Source organism: Streptosporangium sp. NPDC002607 (assembly GCF_053592655.1).
Genome location: NZ_JBSFWD010000020.1, coordinates 37,358 through 57,797 on the forward strand (window position 1 = coordinate 37,358; position 20,440 = coordinate 57,797).

The following is a 20,440-nucleotide window of genomic DNA, read 5'->3' on the forward strand; positions in this document are numbered from 1 at the left end:
AGGTCCTTGGATCCGCTGCCTGCCACGGTCCCCGGGCACGTCTTCGGCCTCACGGGACGGCGCACCTGGCGCGGTGACCGCGAATCCTCACTCGACCGGGTGAACGTTCCCGGCCAGGACGGTGGACGGCGCCCCGACGGACTCGGAGATGGGGATGTGGAAATCGGCGGAGACGGCCTTCAGCGCCTCGACCGCGGCGCGGATCGCCGGGCGGCGGGCCGCGTCACTGCGCCAGAGCGCATAAAGCCTGCGGGTCGGGCGCGACCTGATCGGGACGACCCGCACCCCGGAGGGGACGAAGTCACGACCCAGCCGGGGAATGATCGCGCACCCCTGCCCGGCCGAGACGAGGGCCATCTGGGTGGGGTACTCATCCGCCATGCAGGCGATGTCCGGCTCCACCTCGGCCGAGCGCAGCGTGTAGACCAGCCAGTCGTGGCAGACCGTGCCCGGTGAGGAGCTGATCCACTGCTCCCCGGACAGCTCGGCCAGCTCGATCTCGGAGCGGTCCGCCAGCGGGTGGGTCGCGGGCAGGATCGCGTCGGCGATGTCGTCGAAGAGCGTCGCCCGGGACAGCCCCTCGGAGATCGCCAGTGGGCGGTTCATCCAGTCCTGGATCACCGCGAGGTCGAGCTCTCCCCTGGCCACCTCGCGGATCTGCCGCGAGGGCTCGCGTTCCATGAGCTGGAGCCTCAGGTCGGGGTGGCGGGTGCGCAGCAGGGCCAGCGCGGCGGGCATCAGCCCCCTGGCCGCCGTGGGGAAGGCGCCGATGCAGAGCCGCCCCACGACCTGCCCGCGCAGTGCCTCGAAGTCGGCCTCCGCCGTCTCGACCAGCGCGAGGATGCGCCCGGCGTGGTCGGCGAGCAGCCCCGCCGCGTCGGTCAGCCGTACCCCGCGCCCGTTGCGCTCCAGCAGGGTCGCGCCGGTCTCCCGTTCCAGCTTGGCGAGCTGCTGGGAGACCGCGGAGGGGGTGACCATGAGCGCCTCGGCCGCCGCGCCCACCGATCCGTAGACGGAGACCGCGTGCAGCGCCTTGAGCCGATTGAGATCCAACACATAAGCAACTCTAAACGACATAAGCCAGAAATTCTCACTTGTGCTGAAATATCGCTGAAAACGACGATGGATGTATGCGTACCCGGCACCTCCTCCTCGCCATCGGCCTCACCGCCCTCTGGGGCTTCAACTTCGTCGTCATGGAGGTCGGGCTCCGGCACTTTCCACCGCTGTTCTACGTGGCGCTGCGCTTCGCCCTGGCCGCCTTCCCCGCGCTGCTGTTCGTCGGCGGCCCCGGGGTGCCCTGGCGGAAGGTGCTCGTCGCCGGGGCCACACTCGGCATCGGCCAGTACACCCTGCTGCTGATGGGCATGCGGGCGGGCATGCCCGCCGGGCTGACCTCGCTCGTCGTCCAGGTTCAGGCGGTCTTCACCGCCGTCCTGGCCGTCGTCCTGCTGGGGGAGCGGCTCACCGCGCGGCGGATCACCGGCATGGCCGTCGCGCTCGCCGGACTGGTGCTGATCGCCGCCGACCTTGGCGCCGGCGGCCCCGTCGGCGCGTTCCTGCTGGTCGTCGGCTCAGCGTTCTTCTGGAGCGCGGGCAACATCGCGGTCAGGAGCGCCGCCCCGCCCAACTCGTTCCGCTTCATGGTCTGGATCAGCGCGGTCGCGGCCCTGCCCATGCTGGCCCTGTCCCTGCTGGTGGAGGGTGTTCCCCGGCTGGAGTTCTCGGTGGAGGGGAGCCTGTCCGTGCTCTACGTGGCGCTGATCTCCACCCTCGGCGGTTTCGGCATCTGGGGCTTCCTGCTCCAGCGCTACGACGCCTCGGTGGTCGCGCCCTCCGCCCTGCTCGTCCCGGTCTTCGGCATGTCCTCCGCGGCCCTGTTCACCGGCGAGCCCGTCTCCCCGCTCAAACTCACCGCCGCCACCCTGATCATCTCCGGCGTCCTCTACGCGAGCACCCGAGCCCGTACGACCGCCGCGCGAGTCCGCCCCCCCGCCCTCACAACCAGAAGCTGACCGCGACGACCAGGGGGACCACCAGGATGATCGCCCCGACGGTCAGGAACAGCACGCCGAGGAGCACGCCTCTGCCGCCCACCCCGTCCAGGCGGGCGCGCTGGGGGCGCTCGGGATCGTAGACCACCATGACCTGCTGGCCCGGACGGACCTGCGGCGGGTTGGAGCCCAGATCCGACGCGGCCTCCACCACGGAGCCCTGCACCGTCTGGAACTGCAGCGTGGGATAGTACAGGCGGTTGCCGCCGCTGGACCTGCGCAGTCCCACGACGACGCCCGGCACCCGCACCCCGTGCCGCCGCAGCCGCTGCCCGACAGTCATCACCCGGATGCCGGCCCCGACGAACACCGCTCCGACCACGATTCCAAACAATGGCACGATGCTCATGTCCACCACTGCCTCCTTCTCATCTCCTTCAAGGGCCGCTGTCGCAGTCCCGTTCGAGGGCCTGCACCGCGCCGAGCCGCTCCGGCTCAGGAGGACCGCGGATGAGGCTAGAGGCCGACCGTGGAGAACGACTTGTAGATCATTGGGGCGCCGCGCCTGGACGAGGAGATGGGCAGGTCCTTAAGAACGGTGGTTCTCGGGTTCGCCACGTGGGGAACTTCCGCGATCTTCGTGATCTCCGGATTCAGGGGGCCGATTGCCCGCCAACAGGAGCCGTCCGGTGTTGCCGTACCGGCGGCGCGTCGGTCGCGGGAACGGGGAACATCACCTCCACCGTGGTGCCCTCCCCAGGCTCGCCGTTGATGAGGCAGAGTCCGCCCAGCTCTGCGGTGCGCTCGCGCATGGAGGCCAGGCCGACGCCCGAGCGGCGCTCCGGCGACAGGCCCACGCCGTCGTCGGCGATCAGCAGGCGCAGCGCCTCGGGCTCACGACACAGCTCGACACGGACGCGAGTGGCACGCGCGTGCCGCCGGACGTTGGTCAGCGCCTCCTGCGCGATCCGGTAGACGGCCACCTCGACGGCGGCGGGCAGGTCGGCCAGGTCGCCCTCGGCGCTCACCTCCGTGGCGGGGCCTTCGGAGTCGGCCGGCCCGGCCAGCGCCTGTACGGCGGCGGCCAGGCCCAGATCGTCCAAGGCGGGCGGGCGCAGGCCGTAGACGAGCTGCCGGATGTCGCCCGTGACCGCGTCCATGCCGGAACGCAACTCGCGCAGCAGCCCGTCTGCCGCCTCCGGGGAGGTCTTCAGGCTGAGGCGGGCCATGTTGATGGTCATGGCCATCCTGCTGAGCGTCTGGCCCAGGCCGTCGTGCAGGTCGCGGCGCAGCCGCCGACGCTCCTCCTCCCGGGCGGTCAGGATGCGCTCCCGGGAGCCCTGCAGGTCGGCCGCCATCCGCAGCGCGTGCGCCACGTCGGCCGCGTACGGGACCAACGTTTCCAACACCCGCTCGTCGTGCGCGGCGGGGAAGCGGCGCGGGGCAGGCGGGCCGACCAGCAGCCGCCCCACCTGCTCGCCGTGCCAGACCAGCGGTACCTCGCGCGGGGAGTCGCCGACCTGCCCGCTGACCATGCTTGCCACGCTGACCTGGTCCCCCGGCTCGCCGCCGGCCACCTCCACCATGACCCCCTGTACCGCCAGGCCCTCGCGCAGCACGCCGATCACCGACGCCAGCGCTTGCGCCGGATCTCCCCGGCGCATCTCCTGGACCAGCCGCTCGGCGAGCACGCGTGGGTCGCCGACCGGACCGTAGAGCAGGCGGTCGACGGCACGTTGCAGCATCCGGCGCAACGGCTGGAAGAACGCGCCCGTGAACAGGGCGGCGGCGAGCCCGGCAATCTGGTCGTACCCGGACACCATCAGGCTCGACAGCGCGGCCACACCGAAGTAGACCCCGCCGACCACGGCCAGCAGCCCCGCGGCGACGAAGGTCCGGCTGATGATGGTGTCGATGCCGTACAGCCGGTAGCGCATCACCGAGAACACCATCGCGACGGGGACGAGCATCGCCCACAGGGTCGACAGCCAGTACAACTCCGGCACGACGATGCCCACGAGCATGAACACGATGTACCCGGCGAACGCCAACAGCGGCCAGCCGATCTGCCGCCTGCCCGCCGGGTCTGCCCGGCGAAAACGCAGCAGCAGGGACAGCGCCGCCAGCGGCAGCGTCACCACGATCCCCGTCCAGGTCAGCACCCCTATCGCCGAGTGGTACGGCGCCAGAGCGGGGATCTGCAGTGGGTTGTGGATGACGATGGGAAACAGGTAGCCCTCAAGCGGCGGATCCGGCCGCACGAACTGGCGCGCGGTCTCGGCACCGATGGACACCACACCCAGCAGCACCACCGCTCGCCAGCGCGGCGAGGGCAACCTGCCGTCCGGGGAGTACAGCGGCAGCAGCATCTCCAGCACGAGCCCGCACACTGCCCAGCCCACCTGCGCCGGGAACCTCAGGAGCCCCGCCAGCGCGAGATCCCCGCGTGCCGCGGACGCCAGCATCATCGCCTGGCAGAAGTCGTAGACGGCACCGCCGAGCCCGCCCGCACACATCAGCCATGCCAGCTTGAGCCGAGGCCGATGCGCGATGAGGAACGCGCTGACCGCGGGAAAGGTCACCCCCGCCACCGTCAGCGGCGTGACCGTCACCGGCGGCAGCCACTCCTCCGGAAGTCCCGCGAAGATCAGCATGGCCGCGACCACGAGCACCGGAGACACCACGGCCAGAACGACGGCGACCCCTCGGGCTGCCCACGCCATCCCGCCCCTGCTTTCCGACTCCCGTTCCTGCTTGACCTTAGCGTGCCTGCGGAACGGCGCAAAGGCTGCAATTTACCGCCATCATGGCGAATGGGTTACCAACTGGGAAATCGGCTGCGGGACGTCCGGGTAATGGCCATGAATCCAACGATGTTGCTGCCGACCTGCGAAGATTCCTTGGGAAACACGATCACGAAATGGCGGACCAAGCTCTATCCATGCAGGTCAGACCTGTATCCGCGGGATTTTCCGCGATTGCTACCGGAACCCCCTCCAGGCAGCCTTCTCCGCCCCATACGTGATCAGGGACGCGCATCGAAGTCCCCAGCCTTAACACGGCCCAGGAAGGCCGTCCAGTCCCCCGCCGAGAAGACAAGCGCGGCGCCGCGAGGATCCTTGGAGTCGCAGACAAGGTACTGGTTGTCTACGTGGGCCACCTCGACGCAGTTGTCGCCGCTGCCGCTCAGGCTGCTCTTGTGCCAGACGGCGCTCGCCAGATCAGTCATGGGGAACCTGCACCCCTCACCTCCAGGGAACCTTCTCCGACCCATCACATGATCAGGGACGCGTGTCGAACTCTCCAGCCTTGATACGACCGAGGAAGGCAGTCCAGCCACCTGACGAGAAGACAAGTGTGGCGCCATCAGGGTTTTTGGAGTCGCGAACGAGGTAGCGATCGTCCGTTGGGTGCTCCGGGCGGCTTATAAGAATCCGCGACCACCGCGCCCGCCAGGCCGAAGGCCTGAATCCCCAAACCCGCCACCAACAACGGCCGCCCGGAGCACCCGCCCACCGGAGCGCGAACACACACCCACGAAAGCACCCACCAAAGCGCTAACACACCCGGCAGGAAGAACCCGAACAGACCGCCCGCTAAGCGGAAACGGAAGCGGCGGCCTTGGCAGCGGCGGGAAGGGCGTCGGCGATGCGGGAGAGCGCCTCGTCGTCGTGGGCGGCGGACAGGAACCAGGCCTCGTACGCCGACGGCGGCAGGTAGACGCCCTGGTCGAGCATCGAGTGGAAGAACGCCCGATAGGCGGCGGTGTTCTGCTTCTGGGCGGCGTCGAAGTCGACCACCCGCTCGTCGGTGAAGAAGATGGAGAACAGGCTCCCGGCACGCTGCAGGCGGTGCGGCACCCCGGCGGCGGCCAGCGCGTCGGCGGCGGCGCGGCCGATGACCAGGGCCGCGGCGTCCACCCGGTCGTAGACGCCCTCGTCGCAGGCGCGCAGGGTGGCCAGGCCGGCGGCACAGGCCAGCGGGTTTCCGGACAGGGTGCCCGCCTGGTAGACCGGCCCCTCGGGAGCGAGGTGGGCCATCACGTCGGCGCGACCGCCGAACGCGGCGGCGGGCAGGCCACCGCCCATGACCTTGCCGAAGGTCATCAGGTCGGCGTCGACCGGATCGAGCCCGTACCAACCCGCCTCCGAGACCCGGAAGCCGGTGAGCACCTCGTCGATGATCAGCAGGGCGCCGTGCGCGGTGCACAGCTCCCGCAGCCTGGCGTTGAACCCGTCCAGCGGCGGGACGACGCCCATGTTGGCCGGGCACGCCTCGGTGATCACGCACGCGATCTCGGCGCCGAACGCCTGGAACGCCTCGGTGACCGCCTCGATCGAGTTGTACGGCAGCACCACGGTGTCGGCGGCCGAGGCGCCGGTCACGCCGGGGGTGTCGGGCAGGCCGAAGGTCACCAGGCCGGAACCGGCCGAGGCGAGCAGGGCGTCGACATGGCCGTGGTAGCAGCCGGCGAACTTAATGATCTTGGATCGGCCGGTGAAGCCACGCGCCAGCCGCACCGCGGACATGGTGGCCTCGGTGCCGGAGCTGACCAGGCGGATCTTCTCCACCGGGTCGACCCGGGCGACGATCTCCTCGGCGAGCTCGACCTCGCCGGCCGTCGCCGTACCGAACGAGGTGCCGTCGCGCAGCGCCTCCTGAAGGGCCTCGATCACGGCGGGATGCCGGTGGCCGAGGATCATCGGCCCCCACGAGCAGACCAGGTCGACGTAACGGTTGCCGTCCACGTCGGTGATGTAGGGCCCCTGCCCCGAAGCCATGAAGCGCGGCGTGCCGCCGACGGCTCCGAAGGCGCGGACCGGGGAGTTGACACCTCCCGGGACGATCTCACGTGCGCGGGCGAACAGGTCCTCGGAGTTCTCAGTACGGCTCACGCCCACCAGGGTAGTCACCGCGGGACGAGCCTCCGCCTGCGGCGTTCCCCCCAGGGAAGGCCGCCCCGGGTTCCGTACCGCGTGTTCGCCCCCACTGAGAGACGGGCTGCCCGAGCAGCCACGCCCCCGAATCACTGCGACCCAGAAAATTCATTCCAAAACGGGACATCTGCCCCGAGACAGCGGGACATCACCTGAGAGATCCTGCCCTCATGGCAGTCACGACGCCCCCCGCACAGCCCCCCGCTGCCCGGCCATCCGGCGTCCACGCCGTGCTCAACGGCGTCCTGGTCTACGGCACGCTGGCGCTGATCGCCGGGGGGATCTACTCCGGCCTGACCTGGCTGACCGGCACGCTGTCCGGCGGCGAGGATCCGGTGGCCGGGCTCGTCGCGGCGCTGACCGTGGGCGCGGTCTTCCGCCCGGTACGGCTGCGCCTGCAGCGTGCCGTGAACCGGCTGCTCCACGTCGAGCACGACCCCTACCGGGTGGCCGACCGGCTGAGCCGCACCCTGCAGGAGGCCGTCGACCCCGCCGAGGGGCTGGCCACCGCCGTGGTACTGGTCCGCCAGGCGCTGCGCGCCGACGGCGTGGCCGTCGAGGTCCACGGTGGAACCGTCGCCGACGGCGAGTTGGGGGAACGGTCGGTCGAGACTCCGCTGGTCTGGCACGGGGAGCCGGTCGGACGGCTGCTCAGCAGCGGTCCCGCCCCCTCACCGGACCTGCTGAACCTGCTGGCCCGGCACCTGGCCGAGCTGGCGCACGCCGTACGGCTCACCGCGGACCTCCGGCGGTCCAGGGAGCGCATCCTCACCACCCGGGAGGAGGAACGGCGCAGACTCCGCCGCGACCTGCACGACGGGCTGGGGCCGACGCTGGCCAGCCTGGCGATGACCGTGGACGAGGCCAGGCTCCGGCTGGAGCGGGATCCCGAGGCCGTGGAGGGACTGCTGATCCGCGTGCGCGACCAGATGAGCGCCGCGATCGTCGACGTCAGGGACCTGGTGTACGGTCTGCGCCCGCCCACTCTGAAGGACCTCGGCCTGGCCGGCTCGCTGAGCTCGCTGGCCGACGCGCCGGGGCCGCGGGTGGACGTCGCGCTGGCCGGTCGGATGGAGGACGTACCCCCGGCGGTGGAGGTGGCGGCCTACCGGATCGCCCAGGAGGCGCTCACCAACGTCCGCCGGCATGCCCAGGCCACCACCGCCCTGGTACGGGCCGAGGTGGTACGGGCCAAGGTCGAGGGTGTCGGGCCCATGGTCACCGGAGGCGGATCCGGCGGCATGGCGGACGCTGCGACGGCGGGTGGCGAGTTACGGCTCTCGATCGCCGACGACGGGATCGGTCTGCCGGAAAAGGTCCGCGGTGGCGTGGGCCTGCTCTCCATGCGCGAGCGGGCGGCGGAGACGGGCGGCTCGTGCACGATCGGGCCGCGTCCGGGTGGCGGCACCGAGGTCGTCGCCCGGCTACCCCTCGAAACGGAAGCACCGTGATCTCCTTCACCGGCGAAGACCTCACGACCTCATTCACGGACAACGGAGTCGGCATGACCTCCCCCACGCCCGCAGACCCCGTGACCGTCCCCAGGAACGAAGACAGAACGCCCTCTCCCGCGACCACCGCCACCGCGACCGTCCCCAGGGACGAGAACCCCATGACCTCACCGGCAGACGGAGGCGCCACGGGGAACCGGCGGCGGACGGCGTTGGCCGTTCTCGTCTGGACCGGCGCGGTGCTGGCGCCGGTCTGCAACCTCCTGGCGATCTGGCTGGTCGAGCTGAGCGCCTCGACCTGGCGCGAGGACTTCATCACCCTGGATCCGACGGTCTTCCTGTTCCCGGTCGCCGGCGCGTTCCTCATCACCCGCCGGCCCCGGCTGCTCGTCCCCTGGCTGCTCTGGGCCAGCGGGGTGGTCGGCGCCCTCTACTACCTGATCTACAGCGCCGCCCACTGGCTCTACCTCACCGACCCCGGAGGAATCACCCCCTACCTCGGGTGGCTGGCAATGTGGCTGTGGCTGTGGCACGTTCCGGTGTTCATCTCGCTGCTGCCGCTGCTCTTCCCCGACGGCCGGCTGCCCTCCCGGCGCTGGCGGCCGGTCCTGTACGCCAACCTGCTCCTCATGGCCGGGCACTCGCTGTTCCTGGGACTGGCTCCGGATCCCGAGTTCGAGCTCCAGCTCCCGATCGCGAACCCCTTCGGCGTCGAGGCGCTGCGTGAGATCTCCCCGATCGTGGAGTCGTACATCGGCGCCCCGATGATGGCGCTCACCGCGCTCGGCGTGCTCTCGCTGGTCTTCCGCTACCGGGCGGGCGACACCGAGCTCCGGCGCCAGATCGCCTGGTACGTCGGCGCGCTGGTGGTGCTCCTGGTCTCCTGGATCCTCCGGGTGGCGACCGGCTCCTGGTTGCTGAGGGCCACGGAGACCCTCTTCATGGCCGGAGTGCCCCTGTCGATCATCGCGTCGGTGCTGCGCTACCGCCTCTACGGCATCGACGTCGTGCTCAACCGGGCGCTGGTCTACGGCTCCCTCGTCGCGGTCACCGGAGGCGTCTACTTCGGGCTGATCTGGCTGGCCGGTGCCCTGGCCAGCGACCTGGGCCAAGGCGCCGGGCTGATCTCCGCACTGGCCGTGGGCGGTCTCTTCCACCCGGCACGGCTACGCCTGCAGCGGTTGGTGGACCGGGCCTTCGCCGTCGAGCGCGACCCCTACCGGGTCGTCGGCCTGCTCGGCCGTACCGGGCAGGGGGCGCAGGACCCGGCGGCGGCCCTCGGCGAGGCCGTGGCCCTGGTCCGCGGGGCGCTGGGAGCCACCGGGGTCGGCGTCAAGGTCCGCACCGGGCGGGGCGCGACGCGCGTGTTCACCGAAGGGGAGCTTCGACCGGGGGCAGTGGAGACGCCGCTGTTCTGGCACGCGGACTGGGTCGGAACCCTGATGGTGGCGGGGGTCCGACCGGGCCGCGAGCCGATGGAGGTGCTCGCCAGGCACCTCGCCGAGCTGGCGCACGCCGTACGGCTCACCGCCGACCTGCACCGCTCCCGGGAACGCATCCGGTCCACCCGCGACGAGGAGCGCCGCAGGCTGGGCAGGGAACTGCACGACGGGCTCGGCCCGGCGCTGACCAGCGTCACGTTCGCCCTCGACGAGGCGCGCAGAAGGCTCGACACCGACCCTCGGGCCGTCGAGAAGCTGCTGGTCCGGGTCCGCGAGGAGATGATCGCGACGATCACGTCGGTCCGCGAGCTGGTGTACGGCCTGCGCCCGCCCGCGCTGGACGACCTGGGTCTGGAGGGCGCGCTGCGGGCAGCGGCCGGAGAGACCGCGGTGACCGTGGCCGGCCCGCTGGACGACCTGCCCGCGGCCGTCGAGGTCGCCGCCTACCGCATCGCTCAGGAGGCGCTCACCAACGCCCGCCGCCATGCCGGCGCGACCACCGTCCTCATCCGGCTGCGCCGCCTGCCGGGTGAGCTGCGCGTGGAGGTCGCCGACGACGGGATCGGCCTGCCCGAGAACCCGGTCGCGGGCGTGGGGCTGACCTCGATGCGCGAGCGGGCGGCAGAGGTGGGAGGCTCATGTGTGATCGGCCGCGGGCCGGGCGGCGGCACGGAGGTGATCGCCAGGTTGCCGGTGGAGGAGGCCGAGTGATCACGGTACTGATCGTGGACGACCACCCGATCTTCCGGCAGGGTCTCCGCGGCCTGCTCGGAGCCATGGACATCGAGGTCGTCGGGGAGGCCTCCGGCGGCCAGGAGGCCGTGGCACTGGCCGCCGAGCTCCAGCCCGACGTGGTCGTGATGGACCTGCAGATGCCCGGCGGCAACGGCATCGAGGCGACCAGGACGATCACCAGGACCAGCCCGCGGATCGGGGTGCTGGTGCTGACCATGTTCCACGACGACGACTCGGTGTTCGCCGCGATGCGCGCCGGGGCGCGCGGTTACCTGCTCAAGGAGGCCGGCGCCGAGGAGATCGCCCGCGCTGTACACGCCGTCGCCGCCGGCGAGGCCATCTACGGGCCCGAGATCGCCCGCCGCGTCCTGACCTACTTCACCGGCATGCCCGATCCGTCACGTACCGCCTTCCCCGAGCTCACCGAGCGGGAGCGGGAGGTGCTCGGGCTGGTCGCCCAGGGCAAGGGCAACAGCGAGATCGCCGGGCTCCTCTTCCTGTCCGGCAAGACCGTGCGCAACCACGTCTCCAACATCTTCATGAAGCTCCAGGTGGCCGACCGCGCCCAGGCGATCGTCCGCGCCCGCGAGGCTGGCCTGGGTGGCTCTCCCTGACCGGGCGGCTGCTCCGTACCAGAGTCACTCACAGACGTCGGCGAGAAACTCCAGGACGCGGAGCGGATCGGGCAGCGGGCGGCCGTCCGGCGGGCGCAGCCACGAGCAGTGCTGGCCAGCGGGCAGGAGCGAGGGCGGGGCGAGGACGTAGCTGTCACGGCAGTGCCAGCGCAGGCCGGGCATCTCGTCGATGGTGGACGGGCCGAAGTCGAGGGCGCAGGACCACCACTCGTCCTCGTCGTCGGAGACGTTACGGGTGGCCACATAGAACAGGGCCCGGTCGCCGTTGACGGCGACCGGGCCCTGGGCTGCTCCGGCGGAGTCCATGTTCGCGAGGGCGGTGCGCCCCGCGGCGAGCGGTACGTCGAACACGTCGAACACCCGCCCCGTGGGGAGAATCACATTCGCCTCGGGTTCGTACCGCCACCAGTTGGTCAGCAGGGTGGGGTCGGTGGTGGCCTGCATCTGCCAGGCCACCGAGAGAGGGTGGCATCCCGGGTCGGGACAGCCGACGCGGTCGCAGGAGCAGGAGCGCGAACCGCCTCTCAGCGGCCGCGCGCCCAGACAGCTCGCCCAGCCCAGCGCGGCGTACTCCAGCACAGAACTGATCATCTGCTTCGGATGGCCATGTCGTCTGTTTCGACGAACCATCGGTACCCCGACCATTGTGTCCTCCGTCGTCCGCGCATCCCGCGTGCCACCCGGATGCGACGACCTGTCCACACTCTGGTCAGTGGGAACGTCAAACCCCCCAGGGTCTACGCCACCTGGGACACATCCGCACCGGTTATCGCACTCTAACGCACACGTATCTCCAGCAAGCGACGAACCTCCAGTTCTCGGTACGTGCCGCCGATCTCATCTCAGCTTCGCGGCGACCTCGGTCGCCCAGTAGGTGAGGATCATGTCGGCCCCCGCCCTGCGGATCGCGACCAGCGACTCCATGATCACCCGATCCCGGTCGATCCAGCCGTTCGCGGCGGCGGCCTCGACCATGGCGTACTCGCCGCTGACCTGGTACGCCGCCACCGGCACGTGCACGGCGTCGCGCACCTGGCGCAGGATGTCGAGGTAGGCCAGGGCCGGCTTGACCATGACGGCGTCGGCGCCCTCGTCGAGGTCCAGCCGCACCTCGCGCAGCGCCTCCCCGACCGGTCCCGCCGCGTCCTGCTGGTAGGCGTTGCGGTCGCCGAACTGCGGAGCGCACTCGGCCGCCTCGCGGAACGGGCCGTAGAACGCCGAGGCGTACTTGGCCGAGTACGCGAGGATCGGGACCTGCTCGAAGCCGTCACCGTCCAGGGCCGCCCTGATCGCCGCCACCTGGCCGTCCATCATGCCGCTCGGTGCGATCACCTGCGATCCGGCCCGTGCCTGGGCCACCGCCGCGGCCGCGTAGCGCTCCAGGGTGGCGTCGTTGTCGACCTCCCCCTCAGCGGTCAGGATGCCGCAGTGCCCGTGGTCGGTGAACTCGTCCAGGCAGGTGTCGGTCATCACGACCATCGTGTCACCCACGTCGGAGACCAGATCGGCGACGGCTCGCTGGACGATCCCCTCCGGGTCGTCGGCCGCCGACCCCCTGCCGTCCTTCACCGCGGGGATGCCGAACAGGATCAGCCCGCCCACCCCTGCCTCGGCCGCCTCGTGGGCGGCCTTGCGCAGCGAGTCGCGGGTGTGCTGGAACACCCCGGGCATCGAGCCGATCGGGTTCGGCTGGTCGATGTCCTCCTTCACGAACATCGGCAGCACCAGTTCCGCCGGGTGCAGCCGGGTGCCGGCCACCATCCGGCGCATCGGTGCCGTGCGGCGGAGCCTTCGCGGGCGTGCGACAGGGAACTGGGCCGTCATGGTGTCTCCCCCTTCCCCCGGCCGGTAGGGGACTGCGGGCCGGAGAAGCTCGATGTGTGTGCCGGCTCACCGCTCGCCGCGACGCGCCGCTGTCTCATGGCGCGCCGCCCGGCACCGCACATCACGCACCGCGTTCCGCGGCACTCCGGTCGCCACGCCCCACCACCTGTGGCGACGCACCGCCTGCCGGGGCGCCGCCGGTCACGGCCCGGCGCGCTCGCGCGGGACCGTCGAGCACGGCCTGCCCGCCCTTTTCGCGCGGGCAGCCGCCTTGTTCAAGGTTACTTGGCGCGGCGCCGGGCCCCTCTTCGGGTCTGTGAGGGCCTGCGGGGAACGTCCCCTGCCATGACCGCGGCCTGCCGCTGCTTGGCACCGTACTCCGCCAGCGCCGCCGCGAGGGCGGAAGTCGAAGGTTTGTCGGCCATGACGTCGACCCTGAGCCCGAATTCCTCCGCGGTCTTGGCGGTCTGCGGGCCGATCACGGCGATGACCGTGACGTTGTGCGGCTTGCCCGCGATGCCGACCAGGTTGCGGACGGTGCTCGACGAGGTGAACAGCACCGCGTCGAACCCACCGCCCTTGATCGCCTCGCGGGTGGGGGCGGGCGGCGGCGCGGCGCGGACGGTCCGGTAGGCCGTCACGTCGTCGCATTCCCAGCCGAGCTCGATCAGCCCGGCCACCAGCGTCTCGGTCGCGATGTCGGCACGCGGCAGCAGCACCCGGTTGATCGGGTCGAGCATCGAGTCGTACGGAGGCCACTCGACCAGCAGGCCCTCCGACGACTGCTCGCCGGACGGCATCAGATCGGGCCTGACGCCGAACTCCACCAGGGCCCGCGCGGTGCTCTCGCCCACGGCCGCGACCTTGAGCCCGGCGAACGCGCGGGCGTCCAGGCCGTACTCCTCGAACTTCTCGCGCACCGCCTTGACCGCGTTCGCGCTGGTGAAGGCCACCCACTCGTAGCGTCCGGTGACCAGGCCCTTGATCGCCCGATCCATCTGCTGCGGGGTGCGCGGCGGCTCGACGGAGATCGTGGGGACCTCCTCGGGCACCGCGCCGTACGAACGCAGCTGGTCGACCAGGCCGGCCGACTGCTCCTTGGTCCTGGGCACCAGCACCCGCCAGCCGAACAGCGGTTTGGTCTCGAACCAGGACAGCCGGTCGCGCATGCCGACGGCCTCCCCGACCACGATCAGCGCGGGCTCGACCATCCCGGCGTGCTTGAGATCGGGCCCGATCCGGCCCAGCGTGGTCACCACGGTGTGCTGCTCGGTCGTGGTACCCGCGCTGCTGATCGCCACCGGCGTCGAGTCGGGACGGCCCGCCGCGATCAGCGCCTTGCCGATCGGAACGGCCTCGGCGACGCCGTTGTAGATCACCAGAGTGCCCGCTCCCGCGGCGTAGGCGGACCAGTCTTTGATCTGGGTCGCGTCCACCACCCGGAACTCGGGCACCGACACCGCGGCCGGGATCCCGGCATAGGTGAGCACCGCCGTGGCCGGGGGCACACCGGGCACGATCTCGAAGTCCACCTCCGCCTTGGCGCAGGCCGCGACCTCCTCGGTGATCGAGGAGAAGAACATCGGGTCGCCCGCGCACAGCCGCACGACGCAGCTGCCGCCCTTGGCTGCCTTGACGGCCTTCAGCGAGACGGCGCCCTCCTCTGCCGTGCCGACGATCTCGACGCCCTCGCGGCAGTGACGTAGCAACGAGCCGTACGCCTCCTGGTCGAGGATGACGATGTCCGCTCTGGAGAGCAGATCGGCACCGCGTAGCGTGAGCAACCCCTCATCGCCGGGCCCCGCGCCGACAAAGGCGACGAACCCGGACGGATGCTCGAAGGTGGTACTTCCGGAGCTCAATGTGCTTGCTCCCCTATCAACGTGCCGGCCCCTTCGGCGATCATCTCGGCCGCGAGGTCGCGACCGAGATCCATGGGCGCAGAAGAGCTCCCGGCGGCGGACTTGCGCACCGCCCGCCTGCCGTCGACGGCGACGGCAGCGGCGGTCAAAAACAGATCGTGCCCGTGCTCGGCCGCGTACGTGCCCAGCGGGGCGGCGCACCCCGCCTCCAGGGCATTGAGCACCGCGCGCTCGGCGGTGACCTCGGCGCGGGTACGCGCGTCGTCGAGCACGCTCAGCAGCTCGATCAGGTCGGCTCTGTCGGAGCGGCACTCCACGGCCAGCGCTCCCTGACCGGGGGCGGGGAGTATCTCCTCGACCTCGAAGATCTGGGAGATCTCGGCCTCGCGGCCCAGCCTGCCGAGCCCGGCGGCGGCGAGCACGACCCCCTGCAGCTCACCCGAGGTCACCTTACCGATCCGGGTGTCGGCGTTGCCCCGGATGGGCACATAGTCGAGATCAGGACGGATCATTCGAAGCTGGGCGATCCTGCGCGGGGAGCCCGTGCCGATCTTCGCTCCGGACGGCAGGTCGGCCAGCTTGGCGGCGCTCACCAGGGCGTCCCTGGGGTCGTCGCGCGGCGGGATCGCCGCGATGACCACGCGCGGGTCGGGCGTGGTGGGCAGGTCCTTCAGCGAGTGCACCGCGAAGTCGATCGAGCCCTCGATCAGCTCGTCACGGAGCGCGCTGACGAAGACGCCCGTACCGCCGAGCTGCGTGAGGTCGCCCTTGGTCACGTCGCCGAAGGTGACGACGCCGACGAGCTCGACGGCCCTTCCGGTCAGCTCGGTGAGGCGGTCGGCGACCAGGCCCGACTGCGTGGTCGCCATGACGCTCCGCCTCGTTCCCAGCCGGAGCGGAGGAGAAATGCTGCTCACAAGCCTGCCTCCTTCTTGCTCGGCTCGGTGTTCCTACCCTGCTCGACGTCGATCGTCTCGATACGCCGCACCGCTTCGGGCACCTTCGGGTCAAGATTGAACAGTTCGCGGAGTGCTTCCGCATAATGATCGCCCGCCGGAGACTCCGCCAGCTGCTTGACACGCACTGTGGGCTCGTGGAGTAGCTTGTCGACCACCCGCCTGACGGTCTGGGTGACCTCGGCCCTGACTCGTCCGTCGAGTTCGGGAAGCCGTGCGGCGAACCGTTCGAGCTCCGTCTCGACCACCTGCGCCGCCTTGCTCCGCAGCGCCACCACGGTCGGCGTGACGCGCGCGGCGCGCTCGGCCGACAGGTAGGCGGCGACCTCCTCGGCGACGATGCCGCGCACGGAGGCCACGGCCTCGGCCCGGCCACCGTCGTCGGTGCCGGCGTCGGCCCCGCTCTCCTGCATGGACTCCAGGTCGACCAGCGTCACGCCGGGCAACCGCCGTACGGCGAGGTCGACGTCGTGCGGCAGGGCCAGGTCCAGTATGAACATCCGGTGCGGAGTCACCATGTCGGCGGTGACGACCACGTCGGTGGCGCCGGTGCAGGAGATGACCAGGTCGGCCCTGGCCAGCTCCCTCTCCAGGTCGCCGAACTCGGCGGCCCGGCCGCCGACCGTCTGCGCCAGCCGCACCGCGCGCTCGTGGGTCCGGTTGACCACCACGATGTCGGTGAGGCCCGCCCGCTGCAGGGTCGCGGCCGACAGGGCGCTCATCGAGCCCGCGCCGACCACCAGGGCCCGCATCCCCTCAAGGGGACCGAGGGCCCGCTCGGCGAGCGTGAGCCCGACCCCGACGAGGGAGGCGCCGGCCCGGTCGATGCCGGTCTCGGTGTGCGAGCGCTTGCCCACCCGCAGTGCCTGCTGGACGAGCTCGTTGAGCGTCGGGCCGAGCGTGCCCTCCTCCTGGGCCAGCCTGAGCGCCGAACGCACCTGGCCGAGGATCTGCCCCTCGCCCAGGACCATCGAGTCGAGGCCCGAACCGACCGAGAACAGGTGCTCGATCGCGCGATCCTCGTAGTGCACGTAGAGGTGGGCGGCCAGCTCGTCCATGGGGACGCCGGAATGGGTGCTGAGCAGCCAGGAGATCGACGTCACCGCGGCGTGGAACCGGTCGACCTCGACGTAGACCTCGACCCGGTTGCAGGTCGAGACGACCATGGCCTCGACGACGTGGACATCCCGGTGGACGTCCTGGAGCAGCTTCACCAGCGAGTCACCGGAGACGGAGACCCGTTCCAGCAGGGCCACCGGGGCCGTGCGGTGGCTCAGGCCGACGACGAGAACGCTCACCGACCCTCCACCGCCTTCCCCGAGAGGGCGCGGTCCGCCCCCGTCGTCTCCATGTTCGTGGTACGCGTCGTAGTGATCATGCTCATCGTGGTCGCCCGGGAAGGCCTGAAGAGTGTGTGCCCGTCAGTTCGTGTGCGGTGCTTCCTCACAAGTCCACCGCCTCGGGCCACTCCTCGGCCATCGCGGGCCCCCCACTCGTCCGATCCGTCTTACGTTGCTCGTGGAACGCAAGGATCTGTAGTTCAATCGATAGGTCGACTTTACGGATATCGACACCTTCTGGAACAGAAAGTACAACGGGGGCAAAGTTCAGGATGCTGGTGACCCCCGCGGCAACGACCCGGTCGGCCACCTGCTGGGCCGCCACGGCCGGTGTCGCAAGCACCACGATCGACACTCCCCGCCGTCGTATCACGGCTTCCAGCTCGTCGATGTGCTCCACATTCAATCCAGCGATGTGGTCGCCCACCACTTCGGGGTCCGCGTCGAGCAGCGCCGCGACCCTGAATCCTCGGGAGACGAACCCGCCGTAATTGGCGAGCGCACGACCGAGGTTACCCACTCCGACGATGGCAACGGCCCAGTCCTGGGTGAGGCCCAGCTCACGGGAGATCTGGTAGATCAGATATTCGACGTCGTAGCCGACCCCTCGGGTGCCGTACGACCCGAGGTGGGAGAGGTCCTTGCGAAGCTTGGCGGAGTTGACGCCGGCCGCGACGGCCAGGTCCTCCGAGCTCACGGTCGCCAGGCCACGCTCGGCCATGCCGTTCAGCGCTCGCAGATAGAGCGGCAGCCGGGCGACGGTCGCCTCGGGTATGCCGCGTTCGCGGGCTTGGGACAGACGGCGGATCACGTGCCGGAGCTCCAGGGGGACAGGCGACCGGCGCGGCCCGGACGCGACGGATGACGAGGTGAGGCCACTGTCATTCAGGTTAGTCCTTTTGTGAACCGGTGCACAAAGTGAGTGTTCACAATCTTGGCCACCCCCTCCGCCGGTTCGTGGTCCGACCCCCTCATCTGGGCCCTGGCCTGCGCCTCCGGCAGGTCCCCCGAGGGCCGTCACCGGACCGCCCACCGCCCACCAGGCAGGCCGGCGGGCAGTCCGGCGTGGCGCCCTGACTCGGCTACCGTGGCGGTCATGTCACCCCGAGACCACCGCATCACCCTGCTCGGCAAGCCCGGTTGCCACCTGTGCGACGACGCGCGGGCGGTGATCGAACGGGTCGCCGCCGAACTCGGCGTCCCGTGGGAGGAACGCGACATCACGGCCTCAGCGGAGGATCAGGCACGGTACTGGGAGATGATCCCGGTCACCTTCGTCGACGGCGTGCAGCACGACTTCTGGCGCGTCGACGAGAACCGCCTCCGCGCCGCCCTCGGCGCCTGAGACGTCTCGCCTGATCCGGCGCGCGGACGACCACCGCCCGCGCGCCGTGGTCACGGCCTGAAGGCCGTCGGGAGCGGCATCACCTTCGCGGCGTTCATGGTGAGCTCGATGACGTTGGTGGCGAGCACCATCGGCTGGCGCTCGGTGACGAAGCGCTCCGTGTGCGGCTGGCGTTGATGGTCGCTGTAGGCGACCTCGTCACGGTAGATCTCGTAGACGATGCGCTGGAGCGGCGCCGACTTCACCGAGTGGCAGGCGTAGATGAGCGTGTCCGGCTCGGATCGGCGTACCGCCTCGACGGTCTCCTCGGCGAGCCGGTCGAACCTCTCGCCGGTGCCGTCGAGGAGGGTGAAGACGGTCAGCATGCCGAAGATGCTCGGTGAGGGACGGCCCGAGCCGCCCGGCAGGTCACCCGCCCCGCCCGGTCCACCCGGTCCACCCGGTCCACCCGGGTACATGGCGCCGCTTGCGGGGGCGGCGCCGAATGCCTGGTCATAGCCGGGAAAACCGCCTCGCCCCTGGTCCATGCCCAGGGAGGGCGCGCCGCCGAACGCCTGGTCGGCGGGCATCGGCTGGAGACTGCCCGGCCTGCCGAACTCACCGGTGGCGGGCCCCCCGCCCCCTCCTGGCCCCCCGGGCCGGCCGAACTCACCGGTGCCCGGGCCGGACTGCCTGCCGGGACCGGGAGCCCCGTGCCTGCCGAACTCGTGGGCCGGAATGTCGTACTCGCCGGTCGCCGGACCCCCGGACGGCATGCCGAACTGACCGGTGACCGGCGGCTGTCCCCCGGGGGCGCCGCCCCGTCTGCCGAGGTCGCCGCCGAACGGCTGGTCGGGGGAGGGCATGCCGTACTCACCCGCCATGAACATCCCGGTGGCGGGTCCGCCGAACCTGTCGTCGCCCAGCGGAGGCTGCTGCCCCATGCGCGCCGCGTAGTCGACCTCCTGGTCGCCCGCGCGGTACTCGGCGACGAGGTCGCCGAGCCCGGAGCGGCGGGGAGGCTCCTCGGCCAGGGTCCGGCCGCCAGGGGCCTCCTGGGACATCCTGCGTCCGGCGACCTGCACGTCGCGGGGTTGGTACTCGGGGGGCCGGAGTGTCGGGAGGCGCTTCTCCCAGTCGTCGTCCTCGGCCTCCTCGTCGTCGTCCTCGTAGGGCGCGAGCGGACGGAGCAAGGCGTACCAGACGGCGGCGGCGGTGACGAGGAGCAGCAGCGCGGTGAACATTCCGGGCACCGCGAAGCTGACGGCTCCCACCAGCGCGAGACCGGTGGGGCCGAGCACCAGGAGCGCGTGCATGTTGTCGGCGTCGTAGTCGTCGCCGCCGCGCCAGCGCACGACTGCGAGCAGCAGTCCGGCCAGCAGCACGATCGCGACGATCACGTGGACGACAAGCAGCAGGTATTTCGACGGCAGGTCCCAGTGGTGGCTACCCAGCGGGAGGACCTTGGCGAAGTCCTTGTCCTGCAGGACCGGGTCGACCGCCAGGATCACCGTCGCGATGACGGTGAGTGCGATCCCCAGGAGCCATGAGGCGAACCTGGCCGTGCCCTTACGGGCCAGCAGTTGGATGGCTCCAACAGCCAGCCACAGGGGCGCCAACATGGATCCGGTCAGTTGATAAACACGAAATGTTCCTGCCCCGAACCCGGTTATGTAGCCGATGGCGATTACTCCGAGTGAGACGGAGAGAGACGCCGTCGTGATGCTCCAGGCGATCAGCCAGCCCTTGGGCTCACTGCGAAGACGGCTGATGAGAGCACCGGTGGCGATGACGGCGAGCAATGCACCGGCGAAGGCGATGACAGCGACGAGGACTTCCATGGTGTCTCCAATGCTGCCGGACATTACCCCCTAACCGGTAGCCGAACCCTCGGTCGGCTCCCGGAGTCGGCATGAAACAACCGACCCAACACCGTATCT

18 protein-coding genes are annotated in these 20,440 nt (G+C 70.7%); 5 read left to right on the forward strand and 13 right to left on the reverse strand.

The annotated features are described in order from the left end of the window. Positions 1–87 precede the first annotated feature (87 nt). A complete protein-coding gene (locus ACWD3H_RS22810; protein ID WP_355549971.1) occupies positions 88–1,056 on the reverse strand; it encodes a LysR family transcriptional regulator in 969 nt (322 codons plus the stop codon). A 74-nt stretch (positions 1,057–1,130) separates the two neighbouring features. On the opposite strand from ACWD3H_RS22810, the gene ACWD3H_RS22815 reads away from it, so the two are divergent. Next, positions 1,131–2,015: an EamA family transporter gene (locus ACWD3H_RS22815; RefSeq protein WP_451956393.1), complete on the forward strand. Its 885-nt coding sequence runs from the start codon at positions 1,131–1,133 to the stop codon at positions 2,013–2,015. Here ACWD3H_RS22815 and ACWD3H_RS22820 read toward each other — a convergent pair. The 5 genes from ACWD3H_RS22820 to hemL form a co-directional block, all read right to left on the reverse strand. Next, a complete protein-coding gene (locus tag ACWD3H_RS22820; protein ID WP_451956394.1) occupies positions 1,999–2,403 on the reverse strand; it encodes a DUF3592 domain-containing protein in 405 nt (134 codons plus the stop codon). The two genes, ACWD3H_RS22815 and ACWD3H_RS22820, sit on opposite strands and share 17 nt — an antisense overlap. A 244-nt stretch (positions 2,404–2,647) precedes the next feature. Further along, positions 2,648–4,717 (reverse strand): sensor histidine kinase, encoded by a 2,070-nt coding sequence (locus ACWD3H_RS22825; protein ID WP_451956395.1) that lies wholly within the window; start codon positions 4,715–4,717, stop codon positions 2,648–2,650. Positions 4,718–5,019: 302 nt separating this feature from the next. Further along, entirely contained in the window at positions 5,020–5,223 is a 204-nt protein-coding gene (locus ACWD3H_RS22830; RefSeq protein WP_451956396.1) for a DUF397 domain-containing protein, read from the reverse strand. A gap of 52 nt (positions 5,224–5,275) precedes the next feature. Then, positions 5,276–5,524 (reverse strand): DUF397 domain-containing protein, encoded by a 249-nt coding sequence (locus ACWD3H_RS22835; protein ID WP_451956397.1) that lies wholly within the window; start codon positions 5,522–5,524, stop codon positions 5,276–5,278. A gap of 66 nt (positions 5,525–5,590) precedes the next feature. Further along, positions 5,591–6,889, reverse strand: a complete 1,299-nt coding sequence (gene hemL, locus ACWD3H_RS22840; RefSeq protein WP_451956398.1) for a glutamate-1-semialdehyde 2,1-aminomutase — start codon at positions 6,887–6,889, stop codon at positions 5,591–5,593. Positions 6,890–7,101: 212 nt separating this feature from the next. Between hemL and ACWD3H_RS22845 the strand changes: the two genes are divergently transcribed. The 3 genes from ACWD3H_RS22845 to ACWD3H_RS22855 are packed head-to-tail and all read left to right on the forward strand — an operon-like array spanning position 7,102 to position 11,173. Further along, the gene (locus ACWD3H_RS22845; RefSeq protein ID WP_451956399.1) at positions 7,102–8,382 is read left to right on the forward strand and encodes a sensor histidine kinase; all 1,281 of its coding nucleotides are present in this window, start codon (positions 7,102–7,104) and stop codon (positions 8,380–8,382) included. Positions 8,383–8,435: 53 nt separating this feature from the next. Further along, positions 8,436–10,535, forward strand: coding sequence for a sensor histidine kinase (locus tag ACWD3H_RS22850; protein ID WP_451956400.1), 2,100 nt, complete (start codon positions 8,436–8,438; stop codon positions 10,533–10,535). After that, positions 10,532–11,173: a response regulator transcription factor gene (locus ACWD3H_RS22855; protein WP_355568118.1), complete on the forward strand. Its 642-nt coding sequence runs from the start codon at positions 10,532–10,534 to the stop codon at positions 11,171–11,173. The genes ACWD3H_RS22850 and ACWD3H_RS22855 overlap by 4 nt, the downstream gene beginning before the upstream one ends. Before the next feature lie 24 nt (positions 11,174–11,197). Here ACWD3H_RS22855 and ACWD3H_RS22860 read toward each other — a convergent pair whose 3' ends face one another. From ACWD3H_RS22860 to ACWD3H_RS22885, 6 genes are all read right to left on the reverse strand, one after another. After that, positions 11,198–11,839: a bifunctional DNA primase/polymerase gene (locus ACWD3H_RS22860; RefSeq protein ID WP_451956401.1), complete on the reverse strand. Its 642-nt coding sequence runs from the start codon at positions 11,837–11,839 to the stop codon at positions 11,198–11,200. 192 nt (positions 11,840–12,031) lie between these two features. Next, positions 12,032–13,018 carry a porphobilinogen synthase gene (hemB, locus tag ACWD3H_RS22865; protein WP_350918546.1) on the reverse strand — a complete coding sequence of 329 codons (987 nt, stop codon included), beginning with the start codon at positions 13,016–13,018 and terminating at the stop codon, positions 12,032–12,034. A 281-nt stretch (positions 13,019–13,299) separates the two neighbouring features. Further along, positions 13,300–14,880: a bifunctional uroporphyrinogen-III C-methyltransferase/uroporphyrinogen-III synthase gene (locus ACWD3H_RS22870; RefSeq protein ID WP_350959166.1), complete on the reverse strand. Its 1,581-nt coding sequence runs from the start codon at positions 14,878–14,880 to the stop codon at positions 13,300–13,302. Next, positions 14,877–15,788 (reverse strand): hydroxymethylbilane synthase, encoded by a 912-nt coding sequence (hemC, locus tag ACWD3H_RS22875; RefSeq protein WP_451956450.1) that lies wholly within the window; start codon positions 15,786–15,788, stop codon positions 14,877–14,879. Before hemC ends, ACWD3H_RS22870 begins: the two co-directional genes overlap by 4 nt. 5 nt (positions 15,789–15,793) lie before the next feature. Continuing rightward, positions 15,794–17,134 carry a glutamyl-tRNA reductase gene (locus ACWD3H_RS22880; protein WP_355550525.1) on the reverse strand — a complete coding sequence of 447 codons (1,341 nt, stop codon included), beginning with the start codon at positions 17,132–17,134 and terminating at the stop codon, positions 15,794–15,796. A gap of 145 nt (positions 17,135–17,279) precedes the next feature. Continuing rightward, positions 17,280–17,987, reverse strand: coding sequence for a redox-sensing transcriptional repressor Rex (locus ACWD3H_RS22885; protein ID WP_355550527.1), 708 nt, complete (start codon positions 17,985–17,987; stop codon positions 17,280–17,282). Between the two features lie 285 nt (positions 17,988–18,272). Between ACWD3H_RS22885 and ACWD3H_RS22890 the strand changes: the two genes are divergently transcribed. After that, the gene (locus tag ACWD3H_RS22890; RefSeq protein ID WP_350918561.1) at positions 18,273–18,521 is read left to right on the forward strand and encodes a glutaredoxin family protein; all 249 of its coding nucleotides are present in this window, start codon (positions 18,273–18,275) and stop codon (positions 18,519–18,521) included. A 50-nt stretch (positions 18,522–18,571) separates the two neighbouring features. On the opposite strand, the gene ACWD3H_RS22895 is transcribed toward ACWD3H_RS22890, so the two are convergent. After that, the gene (locus ACWD3H_RS22895; protein ID WP_451956402.1) at positions 18,572–20,341 is read right to left on the reverse strand and encodes a putative quinol monooxygenase; all 1,770 of its coding nucleotides are present in this window, start codon (positions 20,339–20,341) and stop codon (positions 18,572–18,574) included. Positions 20,342–20,440 lie beyond the last annotated feature (99 nt).